The organism is Caballeronia glebae, assembly GCF_001545035.1.
GTDB lineage: Bacteria > Pseudomonadota > Gammaproteobacteria > Burkholderiales > Burkholderiaceae > Caballeronia > Caballeronia glebae.
Genome location: NZ_FCOJ02000066.1, coordinates 18,601 through 38,076, shown reverse-complemented (window position 1 = coordinate 38,076; position 19,476 = coordinate 18,601). Strand labels below are relative to the sequence as shown.

Annotated in this window: 17 protein-coding genes and 1 pseudogene; 11 read left to right on the top strand and 7 right to left on the bottom strand. The window is 61.6% G+C overall.

Translation table 11 applies throughout. The features are described 5' to 3' along the window. Nucleotides 1-211, top strand: a pseudogene (locus AWB82_RS30875) (5-dehydro-4-deoxyglucarate dehydratase); the annotation flags it as partial. Nucleotides 212-351: 140 nt separating this feature from the next. After that, nucleotides 352-1,704 carry an MFS transporter gene (locus AWB82_RS30870; protein WP_086973098.1) on the top strand — a complete coding sequence of 451 codons (1,353 nt, stop codon included), beginning with the start codon at nucleotides 352-354 and terminating at the stop codon, nucleotides 1,702-1,704. A 58-nt stretch (nucleotides 1,705-1,762) separates the two neighbouring features. Here the strand turns inward: AWB82_RS30870 and AWB82_RS30865 are convergent, their stop codons facing one another. Together AWB82_RS30865 and AWB82_RS30860 are read right to left on the bottom strand one after the other, a co-directional pair. Next, a complete protein-coding gene (locus tag AWB82_RS30865; protein ID WP_086973103.1) occupies nucleotides 1,763-2,095 on the bottom strand; it encodes a DUF2322 family protein in 333 nt (110 codons plus the stop codon). A 92-nt stretch (nucleotides 2,096-2,187) separates the two neighbouring features. Next, the gene (locus AWB82_RS30860) at nucleotides 2,188-2,634 is read right to left on the bottom strand and encodes an SRPBCC family protein (protein ID WP_086973097.1); all 447 of its coding nucleotides are present in this window, start codon (nucleotides 2,632-2,634) and stop codon (nucleotides 2,188-2,190) included. Nucleotides 2,635-2,799: 165 nt separating this feature from the next. Here AWB82_RS30860 and AWB82_RS30855 point away from each other — a divergent pair, with 165 nt between their 5' ends. Continuing rightward, nucleotides 2,800-4,284 carry an MmgE/PrpD family protein gene (locus AWB82_RS30855; protein WP_086973096.1) on the top strand — a complete coding sequence of 495 codons (1,485 nt, stop codon included), beginning with the start codon at nucleotides 2,800-2,802 and terminating at the stop codon, nucleotides 4,282-4,284. 30 nt (nucleotides 4,285-4,314) lie between these two features. Here AWB82_RS30855 and AWB82_RS30850 read toward each other — a convergent pair whose 3' ends face one another. Continuing rightward, nucleotides 4,315-5,940 carry an NAD-dependent malic enzyme gene (locus tag AWB82_RS30850; RefSeq protein WP_086973095.1) on the bottom strand — a complete coding sequence of 542 codons (1,626 nt, stop codon included), beginning with the start codon at nucleotides 5,938-5,940 and terminating at the stop codon, nucleotides 4,315-4,317. Between the two features lie 226 nt (nucleotides 5,941-6,166). Between AWB82_RS30850 and AWB82_RS30845 the strand changes: the two genes are divergently transcribed. From AWB82_RS30845 to AWB82_RS30820, 6 genes are all read left to right on the top strand, one after another. After that, entirely contained in the window at nucleotides 6,167-6,784 is a 618-nt protein-coding gene (locus AWB82_RS30845) for a VC0807 family protein (protein ID WP_086973094.1), read from the top strand. A 244-nt stretch (nucleotides 6,785-7,028) separates the two neighbouring features. Beyond that, a complete protein-coding gene (locus AWB82_RS30840; protein WP_096031473.1) occupies nucleotides 7,029-7,904 on the top strand; it encodes a glycine betaine ABC transporter substrate-binding protein in 876 nt (291 codons plus the stop codon). A 156-nt stretch (nucleotides 7,905-8,060) separates the two neighbouring features. Next, the gene (locus tag AWB82_RS30835) at nucleotides 8,061-9,422 is read left to right on the top strand and encodes an MFS transporter (RefSeq protein WP_086973093.1); all 1,362 of its coding nucleotides are present in this window, start codon (nucleotides 8,061-8,063) and stop codon (nucleotides 9,420-9,422) included. 40 nt (nucleotides 9,423-9,462) lie between these two features. Further along, nucleotides 9,463-10,434 (top strand): dipeptidase, encoded by a 972-nt coding sequence (locus tag AWB82_RS30830; protein WP_086973092.1) that lies wholly within the window; start codon nucleotides 9,463-9,465, stop codon nucleotides 10,432-10,434. 7 nt (nucleotides 10,435-10,441) lie between these two features. Continuing rightward, nucleotides 10,442-10,984, top strand: a complete 543-nt coding sequence (locus AWB82_RS30825) for a DUF5943 domain-containing protein (RefSeq protein WP_086973091.1) — start codon at nucleotides 10,442-10,444, stop codon at nucleotides 10,982-10,984. A gap of 79 nt (nucleotides 10,985-11,063) precedes the next feature. Further along, nucleotides 11,064-11,627: a PAS and helix-turn-helix domain-containing protein gene (locus AWB82_RS30820; RefSeq protein ID WP_086973090.1), complete on the top strand. Its 564-nt coding sequence runs from the start codon at nucleotides 11,064-11,066 to the stop codon at nucleotides 11,625-11,627. Between the two features lie 36 nt (nucleotides 11,628-11,663). Here AWB82_RS30820 and AWB82_RS30815 read toward each other — a convergent pair whose 3' ends face one another. Then, complete coding sequence (locus AWB82_RS30815; protein ID WP_086973089.1) at nucleotides 11,664-12,773, bottom strand: porin; 1,110 nt, start codon at nucleotides 12,771-12,773, stop codon at nucleotides 11,664-11,666. A 476-nt stretch (nucleotides 12,774-13,249) separates the two neighbouring features. On the opposite strand from AWB82_RS30815, the gene AWB82_RS30810 reads away from it, so the two are divergent. Together AWB82_RS30810 and AWB82_RS30805 are read left to right on the top strand one after the other, a co-directional pair. Continuing rightward, the gene (locus AWB82_RS30810; protein WP_235023502.1) at nucleotides 13,250-13,453 is read left to right on the top strand and encodes a hypothetical protein; all 204 of its coding nucleotides are present in this window, start codon (nucleotides 13,250-13,252) and stop codon (nucleotides 13,451-13,453) included. Nucleotides 13,454-13,794: 341 nt separating this feature from the next. Beyond that, nucleotides 13,795-15,276 carry a SulP family inorganic anion transporter gene (locus AWB82_RS30805; RefSeq protein ID WP_086973088.1) on the top strand — a complete coding sequence of 494 codons (1,482 nt, stop codon included), beginning with the start codon at nucleotides 13,795-13,797 and terminating at the stop codon, nucleotides 15,274-15,276. Between the two features lie 154 nt (nucleotides 15,277-15,430). Here the strand turns inward: AWB82_RS30805 and AWB82_RS30800 are convergent, their stop codons facing one another. From AWB82_RS30800 to AWB82_RS30790, 3 genes are read right to left on the bottom strand one after another with little or no spacing between them, the layout of a single operon-like run. Further along, nucleotides 15,431-16,459 (bottom strand): alpha/beta fold hydrolase, encoded by a 1,029-nt coding sequence (locus AWB82_RS30800; protein WP_086973087.1) that lies wholly within the window; start codon nucleotides 16,457-16,459, stop codon nucleotides 15,431-15,433. Between the two features lie 57 nt (nucleotides 16,460-16,516). Next, on the bottom strand, nucleotides 16,517-18,022 hold the full coding sequence (locus AWB82_RS30795; RefSeq protein ID WP_086973086.1) for a M81 family metallopeptidase: 1,506 nt from the start codon (nucleotides 18,020-18,022) through the stop codon (nucleotides 16,517-16,519). Nucleotides 18,023-18,053: 31 nt separating this feature from the next. Beyond that, a complete protein-coding gene (locus tag AWB82_RS30790) occupies nucleotides 18,054-19,379 on the bottom strand; it encodes an MFS transporter (protein WP_086973085.1) in 1,326 nt (441 codons plus the stop codon). Nucleotides 19,380-19,476: the final 97 nt, after the last annotated feature.

Sequence of the window (19,476 nt, the reverse complement as noted above, 5' to 3'; positions counted from 1 at the left end):
CCACGCAACGGTCGGCAAGCTGATCGACGAATTCTTCCTGCCGTATTTGAAAATCCGCAATCGCCGTGCGGGTTACGCGGTGTCGATCGTCAAGGCGGGCGCGAAGCTCGTCGGCCACGACGCGGGTCCGGTGCGCGCGCCGCTCACCGATCTGAACGAAGAAGAGTGCGAGCAGCTCGACGTGCTGATCAAGAAGCTCGGCGCGCAGTAAGGAAACAGGCAGGAGACAAGCGAAGCGCGTGAAGCGCGGCGCCGCAAGCGCGCCGTGCGTCGCTTCGCCTATGAGGGTCGCTCAGAGACGAATCGCGCGGCCCTCCGTGCATCAGCACGATCGAAACATAGGGGAAGTCCATGTCGATGAGCCGCGCCGCGAACCCCGCGGACGTCATGAAGCGCACCAAGGTGCGCTATCTCATTCTGTTGCTGATCTTCGCGATCACGACGTTCAACTATGCGGACCGCGCGACCTTGTCGGTGACAGGTTCCGCGATGCGCGCCGAATTCGGTTTCGACGCGATTCGCATGGGTTACATCTTCTCGGCCTTCAGTTGGGCGTATGTGCTCTCGCAAATGCCCGCGGGCTGGCTGCTGGATCGCTTCGGCGCGCGGCGCGTGTATGCGGCGAGCATCTTTCTATGGTCGCTCTTCACGCTGCTGCAAAGTACGATCGGCCTGCTCGGCAGCGCGGCGACGGCGGTGACCGCGCTCTTCGTGCTGCGTTTCGCGATGGGCGCGGCGGAAGCGCCCGCGTTTCCGGCCAATGCGAAAGTCGTCGCGAGCTGGTTCCCGACGAAGGAGCGCGGCACGGCATCGGCGATCTTCAACTCGGCGCAATATTTCGCAGCCGTCGTTTTCACGCCGTTGATGGCGTGGCTCACGCACGCGTTCGGCTGGCATCACGTCTATATCGTGATGGGCATCGCGGGCCTGCTGCTCGCGCTCACCTGGCTCTCGGTGATGAAGAATCCGGCGGACCATCCGCGCGTGAACGCGCAGGAGCTGGCGTACATCGAGGAAGGCGGCGGTCTCGTGCATGGTCATCGGCGCGCGAGCGGCGTGGCGCTCGCGAAGACGAACAGCGTGGGCTGGCCGGTCGTGAAGCAGTTGCTGACCAACCGGATGCTGCTCGGCGTGTATCTCGCGCAGTACTGCATCAACGTGCTCACGTACTTCTTCCTGACGTGGTTTCCGATCTATCTCGTGCAGGCGCGTCACATGACGATTCTGCAGGCGGGCTTCGTCGCGTCGCTGCCGGCCATCTGCGGCTTCACGGGCGGCGTGCTCGGCGGCGTGATCTCCGATGGCCTCATCCGTCGCGGCAAGTCGCTGACCTTCGCGCGCAAGACGCCGATCGTCTGCGGCATGCTGCTGTCGTCGTGCATCATCGGCTGCAATTACGTCGATACCGACTGGATCGTCGTCGCGCTGATGTCGCTCGCGTTCTTCGGCAAGGGCATCGGCGCATTGGGCTGGGCCGTGGTCGCCGATACGTCGCCGAAGGAAGCCATCGGGCTTTCCGGATCGATCTTCAACATGTTCGGCAATGTCGCCGGCATCGTCACGCCGATCGTGATCGGCTATCTCGTCGCGCAGTCAGGCTCGTTCAACGGCGCGCTGGCGTTTGTCGGGATCAATGCGCTGATCACGGTCTTCAGCTATCTCGTGATCGTGAAGGAGATCAAGCGCGTCGAATTGAAGCTCTGATTCGCGGCGATCGATGAAAAAAGCGCGTTCCGCTCATGGCGGAACGCGCTTTCGTTTTTTATGCGTTTATCGTCGCGTCGATACGCAACGCCTCGCCGCCATCGACGATTGCGAGCAGGCGATCCACGTTCGGATGCGCGCCCGGACGATTACGCGCATCGGCGGTGTGCTCGGCGAACACAGCGAGACCGTGCTCGGCGGCGCGGGCGTCGAGCACGCCGAACGCTTGCTTCAGATAGTTATAGACCGCGACCGAGCCTTGCTTGCCCGGCTTGTTCTCGATGCTCGCGACGATCTCACCTTTGCCGTCGATCAGATCGATGCGCTCGATGCCGTCGATGGCGGGCAATTGGGCGAGGTTATCCTTGAATACATTGCTCGGCTGAATCACGAAAAGCACTCCACGTTTGAGTTGATGATGCGGGCGCGGTATCTTATCCGATCACTTAGCCGATCAACATGAGGGCGCAATCGCGCGCGTCGTCACTCGGGGATTTCGGGTTCGACCAGCCGCGCCAGTTGAACGAGCGATTCCTGCCAGCCGAGATAGCACATCTCCACCGGAATGACCTCGGGCACGCCTTCCTGAACAATGCTCAGCTCGGTCCCGCACACGACCTGCCGCAACGAGACGGTGACGTGCATTTCGCCGGGCAGGTTCGGATCGTCGAAGCGGTCCGTGTAGCGAATCTTCTCGAACAGCACCAGTTCGATGTACTCGCCGCCGAACGAGTGGCCGTTGCCCGTGCCGAAGTTGCGAAACGACATCTTGTGCGTTCCGCCCGGGCGCGCATCCATGTGATGGACCTGACAAGTGAAGCCGTAGGGCGGAAGCCATTTCGCGATTGCATCGGGTTCGAGGAACGCGCGATAGAGGCGCTCGGGCGTCGTGCGCAAAACGCGGTGAAGGCGGATGGTTCCGGTGCTCATGGCGTGCTCTCCTTTCGTTCGAAATAATGGATACATCTCTACGACGATGCATCGAAGCGCGAATCGACATGCAAGGGAATCGGGAAAACCCTTGCTTCCCTTCAATGCCGCGGAATAATACTTGCTCGCCGATTCGAACTCGCGCCATTTCAAGGAAACAATCCCATGCCCAACATCGACCGCCGCGGCTTTCTCATGACCAGCGCCGCGGGCGCTTTCGCATCGGCGGCAGGCACGACGGCGTTCGCGCAGACGAGCAACGCCGCGTCCGCGTCCGCGCCCGCATCGGCCAGCGGTGCGAATGCGAAGCCGCCGCGCGTCACGCGCATCCTCGCGGACTTCATCGTCGGAACGGGTTATGGCAATCTGCCCGCGCCGGTGCGCAAGGAAGGCGTGCGGACCTTGATGAACTGGGTCGGCGTGGCGGTCGGCGGATCGCACGACGAGACGGTGAACCGCGCCGTCGCCGCGCTGACGCCATTCTCCGGGCCGCCGCAAGCGAATCTGCTCGGCCGGACCGAGCGCTTCGACATCATGAACGCGGCGTTCATCAATGGCGTGAGCAGCCATATCTTCGATTACGACGACACGCATCTGAAGACCATCATTCATCCGGCGGGACCGGTCGTGTCGGCAATATTGGCGTATTCGCAATATCGCGCGGTGACGGGGAAGGACTTTCTGAACGCGCTCGTGCTGGGCGTCGAAACGGAACTGCGAATTGGCAATGCGGTGTATCCGAATCATTACGATGTCGGCTGGCATATTACCGGCACGTGCGGCGTGTTCGGCTCGGCCGCGGCGACTGGCAAACTGATGGGGCTGAGCGTCGAACAGATGGTCGGGGCGCTCGGCCTCGCCGCCTCGCAGCCGGTGGGCCTGCGCGAGTCGTTCGGCTCGATGAACAAGAGCTTCAACCCCGGGCGCGCCGCCGCGAATGGCATTTTCGCGGCGCTGCTCGCGAGCCAGAACTACACCAGCTCGGACGGCATGATCGAAGCGAAACGCGGCTGGGCCAACACCATCAGCACCAAGCAGGACTATCGCGAGATAACAGACGGTCTCGGCTCGCACTGGGAATCGACGTTGAATACCTACAAGCCTTTTGCGTGCGGCATCGTCATTCATCCGTCGATCGATGCGGCGATCCAGTTGCGCAATCAGGAGCATCTGAGCGCGGATCAGATCGCGCGCGTCGATCTTCGCGTGCATCCGCTCGTGCTCGAACTCACGGGCAAGAAGACGCCGCAGATCGGGCTCGAAGGCAAGTTCAGCATCTATCACGCGGTGGCTATTGCGATCATCGACGGCGCGGCTGGCGAAAAGCAGTTCAGCGATGTCAAAGTACGCGATCCAAAGACGGTCGCGCTGCGCGACAAGGTGAACGCGGTCGTCGACCCGTCCATCAAGCCGGAACAGGTCGACATGACGATCACGTTGAAGGACGGCCGCAAGCTGCACAAGTACATCGAGCATGCGATCGGCAGCACGCAAATCCCGATGACCGATCAGCAGCTTGAAACGAAGTTTTCGGATCTCGCGGAAGGCATTCTCACGCCGGAGCAAACGCGCGCGCTGATCGACAAGTGCTGGCACGTCGAGCAGCTCGACAGCGCAAGCGAGATCGCGACCGCCGCGCTGCCGCGATGACGCGCGCGGCGATCGTTTGACGGCGAGACGTTATACCGGCGGATAAGTTGGCGAATACGCGGCCGCCTTGATATGCGCGACGAGATCGGCGGGCCGCTCCACGCGCGCGAGGCCATGATCGAAAATGTACTCGGCAACGGACGCCGCGACATGCATCGATGCCTTGAAGATTTGGCTTTGCGGCGGATAGATCAGGCCTTTTTCGAGGCTTTCGTCGCTGACCTGCTCGGCCACCGCCTTCGCCGCGACGATGAACATTTCTTCCGTCACGCGTGTGGCGCCCGTGGCGAAGACCGCCATGCCCATCGCGGGAAAGATGTAGACGTTGTTGCCCTGCCCCGGCACGAAGTGCTGTGCCTCGATCTGCACGGGCGGAAACGGGCTGCCGCTCGCGAAGATCGCGCGCCCTTTGGACCATCGGTACGCTTCTTCGGCGGTGCATTCGGAACGCGACGTCGGATTGGAGTACGGAAAGATGATCGGGCGCTCGTTGATTTCGCTCATCGCTTCGATCACCGCCTGGTTGAAGAGCTTGGGCACCGTGCTCACGCCGATGATGCACGTCGGCTTCAGCGCGCGGACCGCGTCGACGAAGCTGTTGATCGGCGCGTGATCGATCGCGAAGACCTTTTGAAATTCAGCGAGATCGGTGCGTGAGCGCACCATCAGCCCGTTGACGTCGAAGAGACTGCTGCACTTGCGCGCAGATTCGATATCCAGACCTTCCAGCACCATCGCCTCGCTGATCAGTTCCGCGATGCCGGTCGCCGCCGATCCTCCGCCGAGAAACAGGAAGCGCTGATCGGTCAGCTTCTGCTTCGAGATGCGCAGCGCGCCATAGATGCCCGCGAGCGCGACGGCCGCGGTGCCCTGGATATCGTCGTTATACGTGCACACCTTGTCCTTGTAGCGCGCGAGCAGCGGCACCGCGTTGAAGTTGGCGAAATCTTCCCACTGGATGCAGCACTTCGGATAGAGGTCCTGCACCGCGCTCACGAACTCGTCGACGAATGCGTCGTAGTCGGCGCCGCGCACGCGTTCATGCCTCAGGCCGAGATACAGCGGATCGTCGAGCAGCGACGCGTTGTTCGTGCCGACGTCGAGCGTGATGGGCAGGCAAACCGACGGCGGCACGCCTGCGCAGGCGGTGTACAGCGCGAGCTTGCCGATCGGAATGCCCATGCCGCCGACACCGAGATCGCCCAGACCGAGTATGCGTTCGCCATCCGTCACGACGATGAAGCGCACGTCCTGTTCCGGCCAGTTGCGCAGCAGTTCCTTCACGCGGCCGCGCGCATCGATCGGGATATAGAGACCCCGCGTCGCCCTGAACACATGATCGAACTTCTGGCAGGCTTCGCCGACTGTCGGTGTATAGACGATCGGCATGTACGTTGCCGGATCGGACATGAGCAGCGCATAGAAGAGCGTCTCGTTGCGCGCCTGCAGGTCGGACAAGAAGAGATAGCGCTGCAGGTCGCTGTCGAGTGCCGCAAGTTCCGTGTGCGTACGCGCGATCTGGATCGCCAGCGAATTCACTCCCGGCGGCAGCAATCCTTCCAGACGATACTTCCGGCGCTCGTCTTGCGAGAAGGCCGTGCCGCGATTGAATCGCGGATTGTGCAGGATGTCGTAGCCATAGGCCTGCGTGGACATGATCGTTTCCTTATTGAGGTAATCTTAAAAATTCACGAAGACGCCGATTCATAGCGCATGGGTTATGACCGGCGTGACGATGGCGAATGACGGTCACTATATCTTATGAGGAGTGCCACGAAATTCAACGCGAATAATTGTCGCTCATGCCGACAGCGCCGATGCAATCTCCGCTCAGGCGAGCGCATTGACGATCCGTCGGAGGAAATGGCACTTGGAGATATCGATGAGGATTCCGTCCGCACGTTATGGACTCGCGTTCGTCGTGAACGTGGCGTTGCCCGCGCTCGCGTACAGGATCACGATCGGCCATTTCGGCGTGGTGGGCGCACTCATAGCCTCGGCCGTGCCGCTGATCGCGTGGATGATCTTCGATGGCGTGCGCTTGAGGCATTTCGACGCGCTGAGCGCCATCGTGCTGGCGGGCATCGCCATGTCGCTGATGATCTTGCTGTCCGGCGCGGCGCGCTGGATGGGCGAAGCGCGTGAGCCGGCCGTGAGCGGCATCATCGGCGCGATGTTTCTGCTTTCGCTCTTTCGCGACCGGCCGCTGGTGTACTACCTCGCGCGCTCGACGATGTCGCGCGAAGCACAAGGCCGCGAGACCGAATTCGACGCGCTCTGGCAAGCGCGTCCGGCACTTGTCAGGTCTATCCGGCTGATGACCGCCGTCTGGGGCATTGGGCTCGTCGGCGAGAATCTTGGCCGTCTCTGGATCACGCTCGCGCTGGCCGAGCCGGAAGCCGGCCGGCTCTCCACGTGGGTCAGGTACGCGACGTATGGCGGACTGACCGCATGGACCATCGTCTATCGCCACCGATACCTCAAACGCGCGCCGCAATAGATGGCGGCAACTCGTCGGGCATCGCGCGCTTTTTTAAACATGCGCGTTCATCGGCGTAAACCCTTTCCTGATGCAGCCAACGCGAAAGCAAAGAACATTGACGCCGCCTTAATGCCCCCGAATACTGCGGTCTGCAGGGCATCGCCTGCAGTCGCTTTGCCGTCGCAAATGAATGTGCTCATAGATCAGGAGAATCGATCGCATCACGTCTTCGATAAAACCAACTCGATACAAGGAAACGTAAATGAAGAACGCCTTGTCCGTAAGCTTCGTCATGAAGGCTGCCGTCGCAGTCTCCACTGTCACGTTCGCGATGTGCGCGAGCGCCGCCGAGCCGATCAAGATCACGCTCGCCAACTGGGCCGATACGCAAGCGGTCGTCTACACCGCGAAGTACGTTCTCGAAACGAAGCTGAACCAGCCCGTTACCCTGACCACCGCGGACCTCGGCATTCAGTTTCAGGGCATTGCGCGCGGCGACGTTGATCTGATGCTGGGCGCGTGGCTTCCGGTCACGCACGCGGCCTATTACGCGCGCTTCAAGAACGACATGGAAGATCTCGGCATCATCTACTCCGGCGCGAAGATCGGCTGGGCAGTCCCGGATTACGTGCCCGAGAGCGAAGTGGCGTCGATCGGCGATCTGAACAAGCCCGATGTCAAAGCCAAGCTGAACAGCACGATTCAAGGCATCGAGCCGGGTGCTGGCGAAATGGTCGCCTCGGAGAAGGCGCTGAAGGAATACGACCTCGCCGGATATAACCTGATCCGCGCGAGCGAAGCCGGCATGCTGACCGCGGTTGCGCGCGCCTATCAATCGAAGAACTGGATCGTCGCGACGGTCTGGAGCCCGCACTGGCTCTGGCAAAAGTACAAGATGCGCTATCTGAAAGACCCCAAGGGCGTGCTCGGCGGCGACGAGCAGATTCACGGCTTCGCCTCGAAGCAGTTCGCTGCAAAGTATCCTCGCGCGAACGTCTTCATCCGGCACTTCAAGCTGACTCTGGCCGATGTCGAAGCGATCGAGCTCGATGGCAATGCATCGAACGACTGGAGCGCCGCCGCGAAAAAGTTCGTCGACAGCCATCCGGAGAAAGTCCAGGCCTGGCTTCAGCAATAGACGCAAGGCCGCGCCCGGCCGTGTTTGCCGGGCGCGCCGCCAATGTCACTCGAAGCCGATTACCTAGGTAATTGACACGTATGGACCTAAGTAATTTGAGCACTTACGCTCCTTTCAATTCGGACGCAAACCGACACGTGAAAGGGGTAGAGGACCATGGCATATCAAGCAGCCCAGACGGTAGATACCAAGACGCTAAGACGTGTCATAGCCGCGGCGTCCATCGGTAACTTTGTCGAATGGTTCGATTTCGCGGCGTATGGGTTTCTCGCGACCATTCTGACGCGCGAGTTCTTTCCCAGCGGCGATCCCACTGTCGGGCTTTTGAAGACGTTCGCGGTCTTTGCGGTCGCTTTCGCATTTCGTCCGCTCGGCGGGCTCTTTTTCGGCGTGGTCGGAGACCGCATCGGTCGTAAGCGCACCCTCGCCTTCACTATCCTGATGATGGCCGGCGCCACGACGCTGATCGGGCTGTTGCCGACTTATGCAAGCATCGGTTATTGGGCGCCGCTACTTCTCACGATCATCCGCTGCGTGCAGGGCTTTTCCGCCGGCGGCGAGTACGCGGGCGCCTGCGCCTATGTGATGGAGCACGCGCCGCGCCGGCGCCGCGCGTTCTTCGGCAGCTTCGTGCCGGTCTCGACATTCTCCTCGTTCGCGTGCGCGGCGATCGTCGCGTATGCGCTCGAATCGTCGCTCTCGCCCGCCGCGATGGTCGACTGGGGATGGCGCGTGCCGTTTCTGATCGCGGCGCCGGTCGGTCTCATCGGCGTGTATCTGCGCGTGAATCTGCACGAGACGCCGGCATTCAAGGCGCTCGAAGGAAAGCACGAAGTCGCGCATGCGCCGCTGATGGAAACCCTGCATTCGCAGTCCGGAAACATCCTGAAGCTCGGCGCGTTCGTCTCGGTGACGGCGCTTTCCTTCTATACCTTCACGACGTACTTCGCGACGTATATGCAGGTTGCCGGACATCTGTCTCGCGGCACGTCGCTTCTCGTGACCGTGCTCGCGCTCTTCTTCGCCGCGGCCCTGTGCCCGCTCGCCGGCCTTTTCTCCGATCTCGTGGGCCGCCGCGCGACGATCGCGACGACGTGCATCTTCATCATCGCCTCGGTCTATCCGGCTTTCTCGCTCGGTGGATCGGGCAACCTGTCCCAGTCGCTCCTCGGCGTTGCGCTCCTCGCCGTGGGCGCGGTGCTGTCGGGCGTGGTCACTGCCCCGCTTCTGTCGGAAGTGTTCGCCACCAAGACGCGATACACCGGTTCCGCGATCACGTACAACCTCGCGTACACGATCTTCGGCGGCACCGCGCCGCTCGTCGCGACGTGGTTGATCTCGGAGACGGGAACGAAGCTGTCGCCGGCGTATTACCTGATCGCCGTGTCGATCTTCGCGATGATCGGCGGTCTCTCGCTGCGCGAAACGTCGAAGACCGCGCTCGAAGAAGCGGGCCCGGCGAGCGCGGGTAAGAGCGATCGCGCGGCGGTCGAGCGCGCCATCAAGAGAACCATCTGAGCGCTCTTCTCTTCCATAAGATACCGGACGGATATTAGCCATGAGTAGCCTGCACGATTCGAGCATCATCATCGACGGATTGAACATCTCGAAGTTCGAGCGCTCCGTATTCGAAGATATGCGCAAGGGCGGCGTCACCGCCGTGAACTGCACCGTCTCGGTGTGGGAAGACTTTCAGAAGACCATCGATAACATCGCGGAAATGAAGCAGCAGATCCGCGAATACAGCGAAATTCTCACGCTCGTGCGCACGACCGACGACATCCGGCGCGCGAAGAAGGAGGACAAGACCGGCATCATCTTCGGCTTCCAGAACTCGTATGCGTTCGAGGATAACCTCGGCTATATCGAAGTATTCAAGGAGCTGGGCGTGAACGTGGTTCAGCTTTGCTATAACACGCAGAATCTCGTCGGCACCGGTTCTTATGAGCCCGATGGCGGCCTGTCGGGATATGGCCGCGAGGTGATTCAGGAAATGAATCGCGTCGGCATCATGGTGGATCTCTCGCATGTCGGCGCGAAGACTTCTTCCGATGCGATCGCCTGCTCGAAGAAGCCCGTCACGTACTCGCATTGCTGCCCGTACACCTTGAAGGAGCATCCGCGTAACAAGACGGATGATCAACTGCGCGAGATTTCCGATGCGAACGGTTTCGTCGGCGTGACGATGTTCATGCCCTTCCTGCGAAGGGGCGCGGACGCAACCGTCGACGATTATCTCGAAGCTATCGAATATGTTATCGATCTGATCGGCGAAGACAAGGTCGGCATAGGCACGGATTTCACGCAAGGCTATAGCACCGAATTCTTCGACTGGATCACGCATGACAAGGGCCGCTATCGCCGTCTGACGGACTTCGGCAAGGTCGTGAATCCGGAAGGCATTCGCACGATCGGCGAATTCCCGAACCTCACTGCCGCTATGGAAAAGGCCGGTTGGAGCGAATCGCGCATCAAAAAAGTGATGGGCGAAAACTGGCTGCGCGTATTCGGCGAAGTCTGGAACGGCTGAGTCGAGCATGCAACCGCAACTGCCTATCGACGTCGATCCGCAAACCGGCGTCTGGACCACCGACGCGCTGCCGATGCTCTACGTGCCGCGCCACTTCTTCACGAACAATCACGTCGCGGTGGAAGACGCGCTCGGCCGCGAGACCTATGCCGAAATTCTTTACAAGGCGGGCTATAAGTCTGCGTATCACTGGTGCGACAAGGAAGCCGGGAAGCACGGCATCAGCGGGATAGCGTGCTTCGAGCATTACCTGAAGCGTCTGTCGCAGCGCGGCTGGGGACTCTTCACTATCGTCGAAGCCGATCCGTCGACATCGCACGCGCGCATTCATCTGCATAACTCGTCGTTCGTGCTCGCGCAGCCGGGCAAGGAGGGCAAGCTCTGCTACATGTTCGCGGGCTGGTTCGCGGGCGCGATGGACTGGGTGAACGACACCGCACCCGACAGCGCGAAGAAAGGCCCGCGCTCGAAATCGATCGAGACGCAATGCGGGGGCGAAGGCTGCGATTGCTGCGTGTTCGAAGTGAGTCCGTCCGCCACGGAGTCTTGAACACGCTGCAACGTCTGTGCGAAAGGTGCCGAACCTCGGTGTTACAGTACCTCTTCGCCAGACGCGATAACCTCCCGACATGACCGACTCGACGCCCAAGCTCGACTACGAGGACTTGTTCAAGCATTTGCCCGTCGCTGTTATCGTTGCAAGAGAGCGGATCATGGTGGACTGCAATACGCGAGCGCTGGAGTTATTCAGGGCGAAACGCAGCGACATCATCGCGCAATCGTTCTCGAAGCTCTATCCGGAGCAGAAGGATTTCACCACCACCGGCGACCGTCTCGCGCCTTTGCTCGCAAAGCACGCGGTATTCAGCGATGACCGCATCATGCGGCGCGTCGACGGAAGTTATTTCTGGGTGACGGTCTGCGGCTTCGGATATAACCCGAAGCGACCTTTCGAACTTGCGATCTGGACTTTTACGGATTTATCGCAGGGCACGAAGCAATCGGATAACGCGAGCATGCTGACCGAACGCGAACGCGACGTCGCCGCTTTGCTCGTGCATGGCATGACGAGCAAGGAAATCGGCAAGGAGCTGAATATTAGCCCGCGCACGGTCGATATACATCGCGCAAGCCTGCTGCGCAAATATGGCGCGCGAGCGACACAAGACCTGATAGCGCGGCTATTGGCCTGAATCGACGCCCGCTGAATGGAGCTTTCGATGCATCGTTCAGAACACGTGCATCATCCCGACGTATGCGCCCGTCTGCGATTGGCCCGCCATCGGGCTCGTGCTGGGATCGCCATCGCGCGGCGTCGCGAAGACCGAGAACGTGCCGTTCGCGCTGTTGCGCACGTACGCGACGGTGCCGTATAGAAAGGTGCGCTTGCTGAAGTTATAGGTCGTGCCGAGCGCGTAGAGCATCGCGTGGCTCGCGGGATCGTGCGCCGCATCGCCGCCGCCCTCGCCCACGTGGATATAAAAGCCCGCCGCGGTGACGGCCCAGGCGGGCGTCACCGCATACGTCGCGCCGAGCCAGTAGTGATCGGCGGTATCGGCCACGCCTGCGAGCGAATCAGGCGCGGCGTAATGCGTGTAGGCGGCCTGCACTTTCCACTTGTCTACCTTCAGATTCGCGCCGACGAAGTACTCGCGCGACGCCTGAAAGATGTTGTCCATCTTGCCGTTCTGATTGCGCAATTCGTCGTAGATGCCGCGCACGTCGAGCATGGTCGAGTGATAACTCAGCATGATGCCTTCGGAGCGGCCGAATTCGCCCTGCGCGCCCGAATTGAACGCGCCCGGCTGATTGCCGAACGCGTACTGGCCCTGCACGTCGAAGCCACGAAACACGGGGCTGTGATATTCGACGTTATTGCTCGTCTGCTGCCAGTTGCGTCCGCGCACGAGCGACGCCGATGAAACCGCTTGTTGCACGAAGGGATCGAATTCCCATACGCCGTCGCTATCGATGAAAAGGTTGCGGCCTGCCTGCAACTGGCCCCACGTCTTCGAGTTCACCCCGACATAGGCGCGACGCGACCAGAGACGTCCGCCGCCGGTCGTGCCGTTCATGATCTGGATGGCTGTTTCCAGGTCGAAGACGGCGGCCAGGCCGCCGCCGAGATCTTCGTTGCCTTTGAGACCCCACATGCTGGTGCCCCAATCGCCGCCTTCGGCGCTCCAGCGCGACGAACTGCCGCCCGTGCCGTTCGCGATGTGATTCAGATATTCGATGCCGCCATCGAGACGCCCGTACATCGTGACGCTCGTTTGGGCCCATGCGCCTGACGAGGCGAGAGCGAGAATACCTGCCGCTGTCCAGAGACGAAATTTCATGGCCGAGTGCGCTCCATGCGGGCCCTGCCCGGGTGAGAGAAAAATGATTGGCTGCACATTAGCACCATCCGGCCGAACTGACACGAATAAAATATTGAGATTGACTAAGTTTTATACAAAGCTTTCTTTCAATACTTCGGATGACTTATGTTCAAACGTTATTGCACAACTTTGCAAGATTCGATATCGCTTTCATCGAGACTCGGGAATTGAACGGGAATTTGACGCGTGGCACGCTGGCTGCGATCGTTTTCAGAAAGGCGTCCGCAATGCCCAATAGATCGACCCACCCATTGTTCAGACAAAATAATTTCAATACTTCTTCGGGGCGCTTTCAAGCGCACCCGTAAAGAAACGTTTTCCGTTGCCGATAACCTGAAACAGAAGGAGCTGGACGATCGGTCGTCCGGGACCTTTCCAAAATGAGTGTCCCGCAGCCACGCGGCGCGGGCCGACGACATCCGAAAGAGAAACAAATGGTCTTCAGCTACAGGGACATGATGGTCACGCCGGCAGCGGTCCGGCAAGGCGATGCGTTTGCCGCGACAGCGCGAATCCAGCATTTAAACGGGATGGAGCGTTCCGTGCGACTGCCGGGCGAGTTTCCCAACGTGGAAGAAGCGATCCGTTACGCGATCGCGGCGGGCTTCGAATATATCGATTTCGAACAGCGTTGTTGAATTCAGCCGAGGCGCGCGCCGCCGCGCTGTCCATCGGGTAAAATGCCGACGCCGCGACCTTCGTTCGCGGCGTTCCTTTTTCAAAGCTCCCGCACCGACACCTATGTAGCGCTTCGCGACACTCCTTCGTCACTTTCGATCTGACCGACAGGGGTTCGCGGACCTATGGCGCGTCGCCCGGCATCGCCTTCGCGATGTGGCGCGACGCCGCATCCAGAGTTTCAGCGCATCGTTTTTCGCGGCGGCCTGCATCGGCATGACGCGCGATTTGCCGATCCGCGCGAACCGCGAAATACCGCGCGTCGGGTCTTCCCGCCATCGATTCAACCCACGCTCAAATCATGAAGACACACACACTGCGCGACGAGTGGTTCTCGAACGTGCGCGGCGACGTGCTTGCGGGCATCGTCGTCGCGCTCGCGCTCATTCCCGAGGCGCTCGCCTTTTCCATCATCGCGGGCGTCGACCCGAAAGTCGGGCTGTACGCGGCGTTCAGCATCGCGGTGGTCTCGGCGTTCGCGGGCGGACGTCCCGGCATGATCTCCGCGGCCACGGGCGCCGTCGCGTTGCTGCTCGCGTCGCTCGTGAAGACGCACGGCGTCGAATACGTGCTCGCGGCGGGCGTGCTCGCCGGCATTTTCCAGATCGGCGCCGGGCTCGCGCGGCTCGGCGCGCTGATGCGCTTCGTGTCGCGCTCGGTGATCACCGGTTTCGTGAATGCGCTCGCGATCCTCATCTTTCTCGCGCAATTGCCGCAGTTGAGCGCGCAGCCGTGGTACGTCTACGCGATGGTCGCGCTCGGTCTCGCGATCATCTACCTGCTGCCTCGCGTGACGAAGTCCGTGCCCTCGCCGCTCGTCTGCATCATCGTGCTGACGGTTATTTCAATGGCGCTGCATCTGCAATTGCGCACTGTCGGCGACATGGGCGCGTTCCCCGATCGTCTGCCGACGTTCGCGTTCCCGGCGGTGCCCTTCTCGCTCGACACGCTGCGCATCGTCTTGCCGTATTCGGTGGCGATCGCGATCGTCGGTTTGCTGGAATCGCTGATGACGGCGGCCATCGTCGACGACTACACCGATACGTCCAGCGACAAGAATCGCGAATGCCGCGGCCAGGGCTGCGCGAACCTCGTCGCCGGCTTTCTCGGCGGCATGCCGGGTTGCGCGATGATCGGGCAGACTGTCATCAACATGAAATCGGGCGGACGTCAGCGCTTGTCGACCTTCGTCGCGGGCGCGTTCCTGCTCGTGCTCGTCGTGTTTCTCGGGCCGTGGGTCAAGCAGATTCCAATGGCCGCGCTCGTCGCCGTGATGATCTTCGTGTCGATCAGCACGTTCAGCTGGAAGTCGATCGCCAATCTGCGCACGCATCCGAAAAGCTCGTCGGTCGTGATGCTCGCGACGGTGGCGGTCGTCGTGGCGACGGGCAATCTCGCGATCGGCGTGGGCGTAGGCGTGCTGCTCTCCGCGCTCTTCTTCACGTCGAAGGTGCGTCAGGTGCTGGCCGTCGAAAGCGCGCTCGACGAGGCAAGCAACGAGCGGCGCTATGCGGTGCGCGGACAGGTGTTCTTCGCGTCGTCGGAAGCGCTCGTCGCCGAGTTCGATTTCCAGGAACCGGTGCGCTCGGTGCGGCTCGATCTGTCGCATGCGCACTTCTGGGACATCACGGCGATTGATGCGCTGGACCGCATCGTGCACAAGTTCCGCCGCAATGGAATCGCGGTCGATGTGAGCGGCCTGAATCGCGCGAGTGCGACGATGATCGAGAAGTACGCCACGCACGACAAGACGTCCGCGACGCACTTCGAACCTACGCATTGAAGCTTCATCGACGAAAGCGAAGCGCGATGCTTCGCTTTCCTTATCATTGCATTATCAGATCAGCTTACGCAGCTTCTCGGAGAACTTGAGGTTGTCGGGATTCGCGATGCGTTCGGGGTTGCCGATGTTGCCATCGAAGATTGGAAGGCGGTGCTCACATGCGCCCCGCGTCGATCACCGCATCCGCGAACGCCTTCGGCGCTTCCTGCGGCAGATTGTGTCCGATCCCGCCCGCCGCGTTCCGATGCTGGTACTTGCCCGTGAACTTCTTCGCATACGCCGCCGGATCGGGATGCGGCGCGCCGTTGGCGTCGCCTTCCATCGTGATCGTGGGCACGCCGATAGTCGGCGCGCTCGCGAGACGCTGTTCCAGCGAGTCGTATTGCGCTTCGCCTTGCACGAGCCCAAGACGCCATCGATAGTTGTGGATCACCACGGCGACGTGATCCGGATTCTCGAACGACTTCGCGGAACGGTCATAGGTCGCGTCATCGAAGTTCCATTTCGGCGATGCGAGTTGCCATATGAGCTTGTTGAAATCGTGACGGTTCGCCTCGTAGCCCGCCTGCCCGCGCTCCGTCGCGAAGTAGAACTGATACCACCACGCGAACTCGGCCTTCGGCGGCAACGGCGCGCGATTCGCCTGCTGGCTGCCGATCAGATAGCCGCTCACCGAGACCATCGCCTTCACGCGCTCGGGCCACAACGCCGCGATGATGTTCGCGGTGCGCGCGCCCCAGTCGAACGCGCCGAGCGTGGCCTGCTGAATCTTCAGCGCATCCATCAACGCGACGATGTCCACCGCGACCACCGCCTGCTGGCCGTTGCGCGGCGTGTCGGCGGAGAGAAAGCGCGTCGAGCCATAGCCGCGCAGATACGGCACGATCACGCGATAACCCTGCGCCGTGAGCATCGGCGTCACGTCGGCGAACGCGTAGATGTCGTATGGCCAGCCGTGCAGCAGTATCACCACAGGACCGTTCTCCGGTCCCGCTTCCGCATAGCCGATATTGAGCGCGCCCGCATCGACCTGGCGAATCTGAGCGAATCCCGCGCCCGATGAAGCGCGCGGCGCGGTCTGCGCGCGCACGAGGTCGCTCAAGCCAAGCTGCATTGCGCCGACACTCGCGACCGCCGTGCCGAGAAAACGGCGGCGCCACGCGTTGATCTGATCATCCGGCATGTTGCGATTCTCCTTTTCGATGTATGCGATGTATGCGATGAAATTGGCGAAGCACGCTTACGCAGCCGATGCGCGCAGCTCGGAAAGCGTCGGCCCGAGCGGTCGCACGCGCATGCGCGCATCGAGATTGCGCCAAGGCAGATCGGCCGGATCGGCGGCCATCGGGCCAGGCGCTTTCGCGACGAGCACGCGCTCGGCGATCGGCTCGAAATCGGCGCGAAAATGCACCGAACTCTTGTTCACCAGAATCTTCATGCGCTCCGGCTCGATGCCCGCGGCGCGAAAGAGATTGCGGTCGAACACTTGCATCTTGATGCTGCTCACCGCGATGCGCACGCCGCCGATGCGCAGGCACGCGGTCGGTCCCAGTTCGCCCGACATGCCGTTGAGCATCGGGCCGTCGAAGCGAAAACGGCCATCCGACAGATACTCGACTTCGAACTCGCCTTCAAGGGGTGAATCGCCCGGCACGTTCGAGCCGCCGCCGAGCGCGAGCGTGATGCGCGCGCCGACGCCCGCACGATGCGCCGCATGCGCCGCCTTCTCGTCCCAGATAATGCCCACGGCGGCATCGCGCGCATCGTGGCGCAAGAGCGCGCGGACCATGCCCATCGTGTTCGAATCGCCGCCGACGCCCGGGTTGTCCTGCGTATCCGCGACGATTACGGGCTTCGTCGCATCGCGGCTCGCGTCGATCGCTTCGCGCGCGGCTTCATCGGGCGATAGGAACGGCACGTCCCAGCGCGCTTCGTCGTCCACGAGCGTCGAAAAGAGCGCATCGACGGCTTCGTCCGCCGCTTGCTGATCGAGCGCGTAGCCCCATAACACCGGTCCGCATTCATCGAAATCCGATGCCGGAAAGCCCGGCGCGAACGACAGCGACACGACCTCCTTCTCCAGCGTTTCGAGCATGCCGTACATGCCGCGCGCCGGCTCGACGAGCGTGCACATCCCGTTCACCGGAATCAGAAACGGAACGCGGCGCATCGCGCGTTTGAACGGCACGCCGTGTTCGATCCGAAGCGCCAGCAGATGCGCCGCGCGCAGCCCGGTTTCGGCCATATCGACATGCGGATACGTGCGATACGCGACGAGCGCATCCGCGAGATCGACCATGCGCGCCGTGACGTTCGCATGCAGATCGAGCGAGACGACGAGCGGCATCGCATCGCCGACGATGCCGCGCACGCGCGCCAGCAATTCGCCCTCGCCATCGTCGAGATGCTCGGCGACCATCGCGCCGTGCAGATCGAGATAGATCGCGTCGAAACCGCCCGCCCGCACACGATCGACGATCGCGCCCGCGATGCGCTCGTATGCGTCCTGCGTCACATGCGCCGATGCGCTCGCGCCCGCCCAGATCACCGGAATTAATTCGTGATCCTCAGCTTCGGCCCATTGAACGAAACCGCCGATCGGCACGTTCACGTCACGCAACTTGAGCACATCGTCGCCGTGCGCCATCGGCGGGAAACCTTCGCCCTGAATGAAGCTCTGGTAGCTCGCCTTTGTCGGCGCGAAGGTGTTCGTTTCGTGCTGGAATCCTGCAATCAGAATCTTCATGTCCGTAGTCCTTTCGAGTATCGATCGATGTTCAGGCCGCGCGCGCCTTGGCCACGGCAACCGTGCGTTTGTTCGCGAGAATCAGCACGCAGGAGAGCGCCGCCATGCACGCCATCACGACGAGGCCGCCGTTCGTGCTGCCGGTTGCGGACTTGACCCAGCCGATCATCGCCGGGCCCCAAAATCCGCCCGACAAGCCGATCGTGTTGATGAGCGCGATGCCGCCCGCTGCGGCCGGGCCGGAAATCGTCTCGGACGGAATCGCCCAGAAGACCGTGTAGGCCATCCACATGCAGGCCGTGGCGAGCGTGAGCAAGGCGAGCGTCGTGACGAGATTGCCGTTTGCATACGGCGTGATCACGAGCAGCGCGGCAGCGGCGAGCGCGGGCAACGCGCTGTGATAGCGGCGCTCGCCGACCTTGTCGGAATGGCGACCCGCCGCGTACATCGCGACAGCCGCGGCGACATACGGAATCGCGACATACCAGCCGAGGCGAATCGTGTCATGCATGGAACCGCTGAGTCCTTGCTCCTTGATGAGCGTCGGCAGCCAGAAACTGATCGCGTAGATCGGAAAGATGATGCAAAAGTACGCGATCGCCAGCAGATAGATGCGCGGGTTCCTCGCGATTTCGGCGAACGATTCGATGCGATGCGACCCGTCGCCGTGATGGCCGACTTCCGTCTCGACGAGCCGTCGTTCATCTTGCGTGAGCCAGCGCGCATCGGCTGGACGATTGGCGAGCACACGCCACACGAGCGCACCGAGCGCGATGCACGGCAAGCCTTCGACGAGGAACATCCACTGCCATCCCGCGAGACCGCCCACGCCCGCCAGCGACGAGATCAGCCACGCCGACAGCGGCCCGCCCACGACCCCGCCGAGCGGCCCCGCGACGAACACGAGCGCGATCGCGCGCGCCATGCGCTTTGGTCCATACCAGCACGAGAGGTAATAGATCATGCCCGGCGCGAAGCCCGCTTCGAAGACGCCGAGCAGAAAGCGCATCGCGTAGAACGCGGGCACGTTGCGCACGAAGAGCATGCATGCCGACGTGATGCCCCACAACACGAGAATGCGGCTGAAGGTAAGACGCGCGCCGATCTTCGGCAGCATCAGGTTGCTTGGAATTTCGAAGATCACGTAGCCGATGAAGAAGATCCCGGCGCCGACGCCGTAGGCTGCGTCGGAAAAGCCGAGATCGCTTTGCATCTGAAGTTTCGCGAAGCCCACGTTCACGCGATCCAGATACGCGAACATGTAGCAAGCGATGAGCAGCGGCAGGAGCCGCCAGTTGATTCTGCTGTAGAGCGCCGAAACGGCATCGCCGCCTCGCAGGGTCTGAATCGTGGACATCCGCGTCTCCTTGTTTTGTCTCGCCCTTATCGGGTAAGGCCATGTTGAGCGCGTGCAAGTGTGCTAGCAAGAGCAACTAAGTTCACGTATCGTTGCT

What these genes read in the sequence shown, in the direction of transcription:
- AWB82_RS30870 (WP_086973098.1), top strand. Translation starts at nt 352, where the DNA reads ATGTCGATGAGCCGCGCCGCGAACCCCGCGGACGTCATGAAGCGCACC.
- AWB82_RS30860 (WP_086973097.1), bottom strand. Translation starts at nt 2,634, where the DNA reads ATGAGCACCGGAACCATCCGCCTTCACCGCGTTTTGCGCACGACGCCC.
- AWB82_RS30855 (WP_086973096.1), top strand. Translation starts at nt 2,800, where the DNA reads ATGCCCAACATCGACCGCCGCGGCTTTCTCATGACCAGCGCCGCGGGC.
- AWB82_RS30850 (WP_086973095.1), bottom strand. Translation starts at nt 5,940, where the DNA reads ATGTCCACGCAGGCCTATGGCTACGACATCCTGCACAATCCGCGATTC.
- AWB82_RS30845 (WP_086973094.1), top strand. Translation starts at nt 6,167, where the DNA reads ATGAGGATTCCGTCCGCACGTTATGGACTCGCGTTCGTCGTGAACGTG.
- AWB82_RS30840 (WP_096031473.1), top strand. Translation starts at nt 7,029, where the DNA reads ATGAAGAACGCCTTGTCCGTAAGCTTCGTCATGAAGGCTGCCGTCGCA.
- AWB82_RS30835 (WP_086973093.1), top strand. Translation starts at nt 8,061, where the DNA reads ATGGCATATCAAGCAGCCCAGACGGTAGATACCAAGACGCTAAGACGT.
- AWB82_RS30830 (WP_086973092.1), top strand. Translation starts at nt 9,463, where the DNA reads ATGAGTAGCCTGCACGATTCGAGCATCATCATCGACGGATTGAACATC.
- AWB82_RS30825 (WP_086973091.1), top strand. Translation starts at nt 10,442, where the DNA reads ATGCAACCGCAACTGCCTATCGACGTCGATCCGCAAACCGGCGTCTGG.
- AWB82_RS30820 (WP_086973090.1), top strand. Translation starts at nt 11,064, where the DNA reads ATGACCGACTCGACGCCCAAGCTCGACTACGAGGACTTGTTCAAGCAT.
- AWB82_RS30815 (WP_086973089.1), bottom strand. Translation starts at nt 12,773, where the DNA reads ATGAAATTTCGTCTCTGGACAGCGGCAGGTATTCTCGCTCTCGCCTCG.
- AWB82_RS30810 (WP_235023502.1), top strand. Translation starts at nt 13,250, where the DNA reads ATGGTCTTCAGCTACAGGGACATGATGGTCACGCCGGCAGCGGTCCGG.
- AWB82_RS30805 (WP_086973088.1), top strand. Translation starts at nt 13,795, where the DNA reads ATGAAGACACACACACTGCGCGACGAGTGGTTCTCGAACGTGCGCGGC.
- AWB82_RS30800 (WP_086973087.1), bottom strand. Translation starts at nt 16,459, where the DNA reads ATGCCGGATGATCAGATCAACGCGTGGCGCCGCCGTTTTCTCGGCACG.
- AWB82_RS30795 (WP_086973086.1), bottom strand. Translation starts at nt 18,022, where the DNA reads ATGAAGATTCTGATTGCAGGATTCCAGCACGAAACGAACACCTTCGCG.
- AWB82_RS30790 (WP_086973085.1), bottom strand. Translation starts at nt 19,379, where the DNA reads ATGTCCACGATTCAGACCCTGCGAGGCGGCGATGCCGTTTCGGCGCTC.